Annotated in this window: 10 protein-coding genes; 3 read left to right on the forward strand and 7 right to left on the reverse strand. The window is 72.4% G+C overall.

The window, feature by feature from the left end; translation table 11 throughout:
• Positions 1-110 precede the first annotated feature (110 nt).
• The 4 genes from ABS78_RS22775 to ABS78_RS22790 all read right to left on the reverse strand — a co-directional run bounded on the left by ABS78_RS22775 (position 111) and on the right by ABS78_RS22790 (position 4,980).
• Positions 111-572, reverse strand: a complete 462-nt coding sequence (locus tag ABS78_RS22775; RefSeq protein ID WP_293385185.1) for a ribonuclease H — start codon at positions 570-572, stop codon at positions 111-113.
• A gap of 1 nt (position 573) precedes the next feature.
• Positions 574-1,995, reverse strand: a complete 1,422-nt coding sequence (locus ABS78_RS22780) for a M20/M25/M40 family metallo-hydrolase (protein ID WP_293385188.1) — start codon at positions 1,993-1,995, stop codon at positions 574-576.
• A 26-nt stretch (positions 1,996-2,021) separates the two neighbouring features.
• Positions 2,022-3,623: an alpha/beta fold hydrolase gene (locus ABS78_RS22785; protein WP_293385191.1), complete on the reverse strand. Its 1,602-nt coding sequence runs from the start codon at positions 3,621-3,623 to the stop codon at positions 2,022-2,024.
• 199 nt (positions 3,624-3,822) lie between these two features.
• Positions 3,823-4,980, reverse strand: a complete 1,158-nt coding sequence (locus ABS78_RS22790; RefSeq protein WP_293385194.1) for a serine hydrolase domain-containing protein — start codon at positions 4,978-4,980, stop codon at positions 3,823-3,825.
• Positions 4,981-5,163: 183 nt separating this feature from the next.
• Between ABS78_RS22790 and ABS78_RS22795 the strand changes: the two genes are divergently transcribed.
• The 3 genes from ABS78_RS22795 (at position 5,164) to ABS78_RS22805 (ending at position 7,823) form a co-directional block, all read left to right on the forward strand.
• Positions 5,164-6,231, forward strand: coding sequence for an MBL fold metallo-hydrolase (locus ABS78_RS22795; RefSeq protein ID WP_293385197.1), 1,068 nt, complete (start codon positions 5,164-5,166; stop codon positions 6,229-6,231).
• A 130-nt stretch (positions 6,232-6,361) separates the two neighbouring features.
• A complete protein-coding gene (locus ABS78_RS22800) occupies positions 6,362-7,327 on the forward strand; it encodes an oxidoreductase (RefSeq protein WP_293385200.1) in 966 nt (321 codons plus the stop codon).
• A 16-nt stretch (positions 7,328-7,343) separates the two neighbouring features.
• Positions 7,344-7,823 (forward strand): GNAT family N-acetyltransferase, encoded by a 480-nt coding sequence (locus ABS78_RS22805; RefSeq protein WP_293385203.1) that lies wholly within the window; start codon positions 7,344-7,346, stop codon positions 7,821-7,823.
• Between the two features lie 7 nt (positions 7,824-7,830).
• Here the strand turns inward: ABS78_RS22805 and ABS78_RS22810 are convergent, their stop codons facing one another.
• The 3 genes from ABS78_RS22810 to ABS78_RS22820 form a co-directional block, all read right to left on the reverse strand.
• Positions 7,831-8,010 carry a hypothetical protein gene (locus ABS78_RS22810; protein ID WP_293385207.1) on the reverse strand — a complete coding sequence of 60 codons (180 nt, stop codon included), beginning with the start codon at positions 8,008-8,010 and terminating at the stop codon, positions 7,831-7,833.
• A gap of 81 nt (positions 8,011-8,091) precedes the next feature.
• Complete coding sequence (locus ABS78_RS22815; RefSeq protein ID WP_293385210.1) at positions 8,092-8,475, reverse strand: hypothetical protein; 384 nt, start codon at positions 8,473-8,475, stop codon at positions 8,092-8,094.
• On the reverse strand, positions 8,472-9,500 hold the full coding sequence (locus tag ABS78_RS22820) for a phosphotransferase family protein (RefSeq protein WP_293385213.1): 1,029 nt from the start codon (positions 9,498-9,500) through the stop codon (positions 8,472-8,474). The genes ABS78_RS22815 and ABS78_RS22820 overlap by 4 nt, the downstream gene beginning before the upstream one ends.
• Between the last annotated feature and the right edge of the window lie 148 nt (positions 9,501-9,648).

Raw genomic sequence — 9,648 nt, forward strand, 5'->3', positions numbered from 1 at the left:
AACAATCCCTTCGGATGGCCAGCCGATCGACAGGGGGTGGCGTCACGTCCCTCTCCCCTAACGGGGAGGAGGAACGGCGCCGCAAAGCCGCCACGAGGCCCTGACAGCGCCTAAAGCCCCTGGACCTTCGCCAGATTGGGCCGGGGGATGGCATGGACGAAGGCGCCGCCCGCCTTGGCCTTTTCCGACGCCAGGTCGGCCCAGGCGGCGGCGAAGGCGGCGGGGGTGGGGCCGGCCGGATCGCCGATGGCCAGGGTCCAGGCGCGGCCGGCGAGCATCCTGGCGAGGGCCGTCCGCAGGTCGGCGTCGTCCGTGGGCGGGTCCGCGGGCGGCTTCAGCAGCGCATGCAGGACCAGGGCGTCCGGGCGCGGCGCCGCGACCGCGAGGGTCTCGCCCGCCGGCAGGTCCTGGAGCGCGGCGAGGAAGCCGGCCAGCGCCATGCGGGGGCGGGTGGTGCGGCGGTCGCCGCCGGCCCTGCCGACGACCTCGACGCCCGCGCGTACGAACGCCCAGCCGCCGTTGCGGTGGGCGGGATCGTGGGCGGCGGCGATCCAGAGGCGGGCGGCGGCCAAGTCAGTCCTTCTGGTCGGCGTAGAGCTTGACCAGCCGGTAGCTGAACTCGCGGGCGTCCATCAGGGATTTCACCCGGATGCGCTCGTTGAGGCCGTGGATGCGGCCGAGGTCGGGGTCGACGAAGATGCCCGAGACGCCGAACGTAGGGATGCCCACGGCGTTCAGGTGCGAGGCGTCGGTGCCGCCCGCCTGCAGGATCGGGATGACCGGGACCTTGGGCCAGATCTCTTCCGACACCGCCTCGATGGGCTTCATGACGGCCGGCGTCAGCGGCGGCGCCGACTTGGGCGGCCGGGGCGGGTTGGCGAAGCTGACCTTGACCTCGGGGTTGCCGATCGCCTGCACCAGTGCCTCGCGCACGGCCTCGGCCGGTTCGCCGGGGAAGATGCGGCAGTTGACGGTGGCTCGCGCCCTCTGGGGTAGGGCGTTGCTGGCATGGCCGCCCTCCAGCAGGGTGGGGATGCAGGTGGTGCCCATCACCGCGCGATAGCTGGGGTTCTTGCGCAGGACCGCATCGGCCGTCTTGTCGGTGGGATCGGCGACGATCCTGGTCATGGCCGCGCCCTCTTCGCCGCCGACGACCTTGGCCATGCCCGCGAAGAAGCCGCGGGTGGCGTCGTTGAGCTGGAGCGGGAACTCGTACCGGCTGATCCGGTCCAGCGCGCGGGCCAGGTCGTAGATGGCGTTGTCGGGCGTGGGCCGGGAACTGTGGCCGCCGGCGTTGGTCGCCTCGACGACGAAGTTCTGGAAGGTCTTCTCGCCGGCCAGGACGGTGTGGACCACCGGCTTCCCGTCGGGGGAGAGCTGGCCGCCGGCGCCTTCATTCAGCGCGATGCCGGCGTCGATCAGGTCGCGCCGGTTCTGGGCCAGCCAGGCGGCGCCGTTCACCTGGCCGCCGCCCTCCTCGCCGCAGGTCAGCGCCACCTTCAGCGTGCGGCGCGGCTTGTAGCCCTCGCGGCGATAGCGGATCAGGAGGTCGGTCCAGATGGCGGCCTGCGCCTTGTCGTCGAACGACCCGCGTCCGTAGAAGTAGCCGTCCTCCTCCACCAGGGTGAACGGGTCCCGCGTCCAGTCCTCGCGCTTCGCCTCGACCACGTCGATGTGGGCCAGCAGCAGCACCGCCTTGGCCTTGGGGTCCCGGCCCGGATAGACGGCCACCAGGCCGCCGTCCTTGGGCTTGCCGGGCGGGGTGAAGACGTGGAGGTCCGACTTGGGGAAGCCCGCCGCTTCCATCCTGTCGGCCATGCGCTGGGCGGCGAGCGTGCAGTCGCCGGCCGAGAAGGTGGTGTTGGTCTCGACCAGCTCCTTGTAGAGCGCGCGGAAGGCCGGCTCGCCCGTGTCCCGGGCCTTGGTCGCCGGCTGAGCGGCGGCCGGCCCCGCGAGGATCGAAAGTGTGGCGAGCGCGGCGGTGAAGCGGTTCATGGACGTCCCCGAAATGGAGCTGCGGACTATTCCACCGCGCCGGCCGGCCGGACAAGGGCGGCGTCCGCCGCATCGGCTTCGGCCACGAGGCGCCACACCCGGGCGGCGTGGCTGACGCCCACCAGATGTCCGGCTCCGGGGATCACGTCGATGCGGGGCGGCGGCGTTGCGGGGGCGACCAGGGCCAGGACCGTGTCGAGCGCCGACAGGGTGTCGTCCTCGCCGTGGATCACCTGGATGGGCGTCGACACGCCGCCCAGCCGCTCGCGCCAGTCTCCAAAGCCGGCGCGATAGTCTTCGGCCACCCCCGGAAACGAAGTGGCGTAGGCGTCGCGGAACCATTCGAACCCGGTCTCCCCCGAGGGGATGGCCAGGGACGCCGCGTCGACGGGGCAGCCGCGGAACATCCGCATCAGCACGCGTCGGCCCACCCGGGCGTTGGCGTAGGTGCGCGTGAACTGCCAGGCCAGCCGGCGGAGGACGCCGGGGCGAGTCACGAGGTTCCGCAGGCCGGAGTAGAACGCGTTGACGTGCGCGGCCTTGCGCCCGTCGCGGGCGAGGCTGTCGGCGGCGAGGAGCACCAGGCGGCGCAGCAACTCCGGCCGCCGGGCCGCCAGCTCGACCGCATAGGAGGAACCGAGCGACGTCCCCGCCACGACCGCGGGGGCGCCGACGAACCGCTCCACGAAGTCCGCCAGATCGGCGACCACGGCTTCGGCATGGCCTTCGGCGTCGGCGAGCTGTCGCGTGGGGCCGATCTCGAAGTAGCCGGAACGGACCGGGACGATCAGGCGGACGCGCGCGGCGTGCAGCGCCTCGACCCCCGCCGCGAGGAGCGGCGGGAACAACATGCCGTGGACCAGCACCACGGGCAGGCCGCCCGGCGGCCCGGCCTCGATCACCCGCGCCATGCGGCCGGTTCCCAGAGGGGCGCGGTAGTAGCGGCACCCCGGCGGCAGATGCCGGGCCACATAGGCTTCGGCCAGGTCTTCCGCCTCGCCCGTCGGCAGGGGCGTCGGCAGATGGGCCGCCAACTGGGTCATGGCGTGACGGACGAGGTCCACCTGGCCGGCGCATTCCAGCTTGGCCAGCACCGACTTGAGCTGGTTGCGCTTGGTCTCGAGCGACAGGCCGTCGGCCTCGGCCGACTCCCGGAGCGACAGGCCGCCGAGCAGGCGGAAGACGACCATCTTCTCGGCGGGAGTCAGGGTCGCCTGGGGGTTGGCCTTCTCCAGAAGGTCGAACACGAGGTCGCGCGGCAGGTGGTAGATGCGCCGCGAGGGGTGGCCGGGCGCGGGCGGCGGAACCAGGGTCCAGACCAGGCCGAGATGGGGCGGGGGCGACAGGACGACGCCTGGGCGGGCGGCCCGGGCGGCGGTCCTGACCAGGAGATCCTGAACGGCCGCGGGGCAGGCGGCAGAGACGTCGACCACGCGGCCGTCCGAGGCCAGGGCGACCCACGCGACCCCGGGGCCGCCGGGCTGGTCGGTCGGAGCCCGGCCGTCCAGGACGCGCGCGACCGAGTCGCCGGCCTCGTCGGCGGTCAGCACCGAGAAGACGGACCCGACGGCCCGATGGTCGTCGTGCGCGTTCCGGCTCTCGGGCTTGTCCTCAGGCCGCCGCGGCACGGGCCATGCTCCTCCCAACGCGCCGGCCCAGGCGGCGATTTCTAGCCCATTTGGGGGTTTCGCCGTCACCGGCCAAACCCCTAATTTCGCGACGTCCCGACCGCCCTAGGCTGCGGTCGGGGTTCCGGAGCGGATGTTCGCCGCCCCGGGAGAGAGCTGCGGCGGGCGTTCCCGTGTCAAACGTCCGCCGCGGCGCTCGTCAGGCCCAAGACGCCACCGCGCCCATGAGTTCCTGGGAGAGGCGTCCGCTCATACCCTCGGTCGAGGTGTTGGTCATCAGCACGAACGACGTCCCCCCGGCGGGATCCACGAACCAGCTGTGGCCGTAGACGCCGCCCCACATCCAGGCGCCGGCCGGCAGCGGCGAGCCCGAGGCCGCCGGGTCCAGCATCACGGCGCCGCCGAAGCCGAAGCCCCAGCCGGGTCCGCTGGTGACGATGGGCAGCGAGCCGGTCTGGTTGGTCATCATCGACCGGGCGGTGTCGGTCGAGACCACCCCGCCGCCGCCGGTGCGGACGGCTTCCAGGAAGGCCAGCATGTCGGGCGCGCTACAGGCCATGCCCGCACCCCCGGAAGGGAAGGAGCCGGCGTCGAAGATGCGGTCGGGGGCGAAGCGGATGCCCGACAGCCCGGCGAAGGGCACGACATGGGTCTCGCCCATCGGCCGGGGCGGCGGGCCGTCGGCGTAGGCGCGGGCGAGGCGGGCGCGGTCGGTCACCGCGAAGCCGGTGTCGGCCATGCCCAGCCGGCGGGTCACGCGTTCGGCCACCACCTCGCCCAGGGGCTTTCCGGCCGCCTGCTCCATCGCCGCGCCCAGGACGTCCATGCCGACCGAATAGAGCCAGGCGGCGCCCGGCGGGAAGACCAGGCCGGCCCGCGAGATGCGGTCCAGGTTCTCGGCGAAGGTCAGGCCGGGCTGGTCCATGCCGTCGGAGACGCCCAGTCGAAGATAGGGCCCGTCGTCGGGCTGCATGAAGCCGTACGAGAGGCCTGCGGTGTGGGTCAGCAGATGACGCAGGGCGATCGCCGGCGTCTCGCCCTGCCACGCCGGTCGGAAGTCGGGGAGGAATCGGACGACCGGATCGTCCAGGCCGAAGGTCCCGTCCTCGACCATCGAGAGGGCGGCGGCGGTGACGATGGGCTTGGTGAGCGACGAGGCGCGGAAGATGGCGTCGCGCGTCATCGCCCGTCCGGTCTCCAGGTCGGCCTGGCCCGCTGCGCGGCCGTAGGCGACGGCGCCGTCGCGCGCCACCAGGATCACCCCGCCGGCCAGCCGGCCCTCGGCCAGGGCCGCGTCCACGATGGGGTCCAGGCGCGCGGCGAGCGCGGCGTCGGGACGGTCTGCGATCTGGCCCATGAAGCCTCCCCTTGTCGTTGCTCCCAGGCGTAGCGCACCAACCCCGCGTCATTCAAACCGATCGTGCGGCGATCCGTTGTTCGGTACGGCGCCAGGAAGGGTTTGCCCTCCGCACCGTGCAGGCCGGATAATGGTGCACGGCCCCGCTTCGAGCTGCGGGGTTCAAGGCGGGGAGTTTCCGGTTTGCGCGACGGTATGGAAGAGGGCGGATGGGAGAGCCATCGGCCGAAGCTGACCTATCCCTTCGACCAGGGGCCGAAGGTGGGCGAGGCCGTGGACATCGCGCCGGGTGTGAAGTGGCTGCGGATGCCCCTGGGCGGCTCGCTGGCCTGGATCAACGTCTGGGCCATCGCCGAGGCGGACGGGTGGGCGATCGTGGACACCGGCATCGGCGGGATCGAAAGCCGCAACGCCTGGCGGGCCGCCCTGGCGGGGCCGCTCGGCGGAAAGCCCGTGACGCGGGTGTTCGTCACCCACATGCATCCCGACCACATCGGGATGTCGGGCTATCTGACGCGGAAATTCAACGCGCGCCTTTGGATCACGCGGCTGGAGTTCACCACCTGCCGCTCGCTGGCCGCCGACACGGGGCGCGAGGCGCCGCAGGACGCCATCGACTTCTTCCGCGCCGCCGGCTGGGACGAGGAGGCGCTGGAGAACTACCGGGCCAAGTTCGGCGGGTTCGGGCGCGGGCTCTATGCGCTGCCCGACAGTTTCCGCCGGCTGAACGACGGCGACGAGGTGCCGATCGGCGACCATGTCTGGCGGGTCGTTGTCGGATCTGGCCACAGCCCCGAGCACGCCAGCCTCTACTGCCCCGACCTGAAGCTGATGATCTCGGGCGATCAGGTGCTGCCCAAGATCTCGTCAAACGTCTCGGTGTTCCCCACCGAGCCGGACGGCGACCCGCTGACCGACTGGATCACCTCGCTGAACAGGATCAAGGCGACGGTGCCCGACGATGTGCTGGTGCTGCCGGCGCACAACGATCCGTTCTTCGGGCTGCACGCGCGGCTGGAGCACCTGGTGGGCGGGCATGAGCGGGGGCTGGCGCGCCTGTACGCCCTGCTCGCGGAGCCGAAGCGGGTGGTCGACGTGTTCAGCGTGCTGTTCCGGCGCAAGATCGACGAGAACCTGCTGGGCCTGGCCACCGGCGAGAGCCTGGCCCACCTCAACTGCCTTCTGGCGCGGGGGCAGGCGGTGCGCGAGCGGGACGGCGACGGCGTCGACTGGTACCGCGCCGCGGCTTGAGACGCGCCGTCGGCCCTTCCCGACGGCGCCCCGGGCGCCGGGACCGGTCCGGCGTGTCTGTCGGGGCGAACGTCCATTTGAGCGGAGGATGGGATGAGCAGGCCTGTGACGATCGGGACGGCGGGCTGAGATGCCGGACCGGATCACCTCGGCGTTCGACGCCCGCACCACGGCCCGCGAAGCGGCCGCAGGCCACGACCTGACGGGACGGCGCGTGATCGTCACCGGCGCCGCCTCGGGCATCGGCGTGGAGACGGCCCGCGCCCTGGCCGAGGCGGGCGCCGACGTCATGCTGGCGGTGCGCAGCGTCGAGGCGGGCGAAGCCGTGGCGGCCGAGTTGCGCCGCACCGCCCCGGGCGAGGTGTCGGTGGGCCGGCTGGACCTTTCGGACCTGGCTTCGGTGGCGGCCTTCGCGGACGCCTGGGGCGACGGGCCGCTGAACCTGCTGGTCAACAACGCCGGCGTCATGGCCTGTCCGCAGGCCTACACGGCGCAGGACCTGGAGATGCAGGTGGGGACCAACCACTTCGGCCATTTCCTGCTGTCGGTCCTGCTGGCGCGGGCCCTGATGAACGGGGCCGAGGACGGCCAGGCCAGCCGCGTGGTGGAATTGTCGTCCATCGGCCATCGGCGCAGCGCCGTGGACTTCGACGACATCCACTATCGCAACCGGCCCTACGACAAGTGGGAGGCCTATGGGCAGTCGAAGACGGCCAACAGCCTGTTCGCCGTGGGCTTCCACGAACGCTTCGCCGATCTGGGCGTGACGGCCAATGCGGTGATGCCGGGCGGTATCCGCACGCCGCTCCAGCGCCACCTGACCGACGAGGAGATGCGGGCCTTCGGCTGGATCGACGAGCAGGGCCGCGTGAACGACCGCTTCAAGACCCCCGAGCAGGGCGCGGCCACCAGCGTCTGGGCCGCCGTCGCGCCCGAGTTGGAGGGCGTGGGCGGGCTGTATCTGGAGAACTGCAACCAGGCGCTTCTGTGGACCGAGGCCAATCCGTTCGAGGGGGTGATGCCGCACGCGCTAGATCCCGACGCGGCGGAGCGGCTGTGGGCGGCGTCGGAGGAGACGACCGGAGCGCGGCTGTGAGCGCGGGAGCGCGCGGGTGAGCCTCCGGGTGCGGCCGGCGGGGCCGGACGACGCGCCGCTGATCCTGGGGTTCATCCGCGACCTGGCGGCGTACGAGCGGCTGTCGCACGAGGTGGAGGCCACCGAGGCCGACATCCGGCGGGACCTGTTCGGCGACGCGCCCCGGGCCTTATGCGACATCGCCGAGGTGGACGGGGCCCCGGTGGGCTTCGCCCTGTGGTTCCACAACTATTCGACGTTCCGGGGCCGCGCCGGGATCTATCTGGAGGACCTGTTCGTGCGTCCCGAGGCGCGGGGGCTGGGCGCGGGCAAGGCCCTGTTGCGGCGGCTGGCGCAGCGCTGCGTCGAGGGCGGGCTCGGGCGGCTCGAATGGTCGGTGCTGGACTGGAACGCGCCCTCGATCGCGTTCTACGACTCGCTGGGCGCCCAGGCGATGAGCGAATGGACCGTTCGCCGCCTGGACGGCGCGGCGCTTGCGGCGCTGGCGGCGGACTGAGGGCCGGCTACGAGCGCAGGGTGTTCTCGGCCTTCATCGCCGCATGGGCCCGGCGCAGCGTGGCGGCGGCCTCCTCGATACGGGCCTCGAACGCGGCCAGCTGGCGGTCGTAGTGACCGTCCATCAGCTTTTCCACCACCGGATCGGCGGCCGGGACAGGCTTTGCGGCGGGTGAAGAGGCGCTCATGGACGCCAGCTTGGCCGCGGCATGGTTTCGACCGGGTTTCCGGCCGCGAAGATTCCGGTCGCGACGCGGTGGCCCGAAACCTCAGACCGGGGCGGAGGCGAGGCGTCGCCGCTCGGTGGCGGCGATCAGCTCGGCCCAGATGGCGGCCTCGCGGGCCGTGTCGCCGGCGGCCTCGGCGGCGGCGTGGGCCTCCACGAGCGCGGCGCGCAGACGGTCGTGTTCGGCCTTCAGGACCGAGAGGCGCAGGTCGGAATCCTCGCCGGCTTCGCCCAGCAGGGCGCGGATCGCGCGGTTCTCCTCCACCAGGATGTGCGCCTGGCGGTCCCAGACCTCGGCGGCCATCGCCAGGAGGGCGGCCGAAAGGCCCAGATCGGACGCGCGCTCGCCGTCGGCGACGCCCGGCATGGCGTTCCGGATCATGACGCCGGCCAGTTCGGCCAGGACGGCGGGGACGGGCGGGTTCACAGCTTCTCCATCACCTGGAGGATGGCGCGGTCCTGGGCGTTTATGAGCCACCAGGCCGGATAGACCATGATGGGCGCCCGGTTGCCGCCGCGGTTGAAGGCCGCCGCCGAGCCGACCCAGATGCCCTGACCCTTCACGCAGTTGAACAGGATCCACCACCGGAGCGCTTCGGGATCGGCCGAGAGTCCAGAGGCCCGCTCCCAGATCGCCACGGCCCGGTCGTTGGGGACGAGACCGCCGGCCAGGCCCGTCCGCCCGAAGCTCCAGACCGGCTGGAGACTCCAGCCCAGGTCCTCCAGCGGATCGCCCAGGTGGCACATCTCCCAGTCCAGCACGCCGTGGATCTCGCCCGACGGATCGTAGAGGTAGTTGCCGGTGCGATAGTCGCCGTGGACCACGCTGAGCTTCTGCGCCGGCGGGGGCGGGTTGGCGCGCAGCCAGCGGATGGCGGCGCGGGTGACGGGCAGGGGCTCGGCCTGATCGCGGTCGATCAGGACCTCCCAATGGTCCAGTTCGCGCCGCCAGCAGGCGTCGGGGGCGGGCGCGTCCATCCAGCGGGTCAGGCCCAGGGCGTCGGGGTCGGCGGCGGCGATGCGGCCCAGGATGGTCCACTTCCGCTCGGCCACCGCCGGCAGCACGGCGTCGTAGGCGCCCGAGAACAGCATCTGGGGCGAGGCCTGGAAGCCCGCGATCTCTTCGGCGACGAAGAAGGGGTGGCCGAGGGCGGCCGGATCCTCCTCCAGCCACAGCATGGCGGGTACGGGCACGTCCGAGCCGGCGAAGGCGCGGTAGGCCTCGAATTCGATCCGGCGCTCGGTGTCGATCAGGCTGGCCGGCGGGTCGCGGCGCAGGATCAGCTTGCGCCGCCGCGCCTCGCCGGCCTCGGTCCAGGCCAGGACGAAGCGGTAGGTCTCGCGGCTGGCCCCGCCCGAGATGCGCTCGAGGTCGCTGACGGTCAGGTCGGAGGCCTCGGGCATCCGCCCGGCGATGTAGGCCGCCAGGCGCGGTTCCAGCGGATGGGTCATGAGAGAGGGCATCCGGGAGGGAGGCCCCCTCCGTCTCGGCCTTGCAGGCCGATCCACCTCCCCCGCTTCGCAGGGGAGGAGCGGAACGCGCCAGGATCCTCCCCCGAAGGGAACACTTCGGGGGAGGGGGACCGCGGAACGCGGTGGA

This window comes from Phenylobacterium sp. SCN 70-31 (genome assembly GCF_001724605.1).
Classification (GTDB): Bacteria; Pseudomonadota; Alphaproteobacteria; order Caulobacterales; family Caulobacteraceae; genus Phenylobacterium.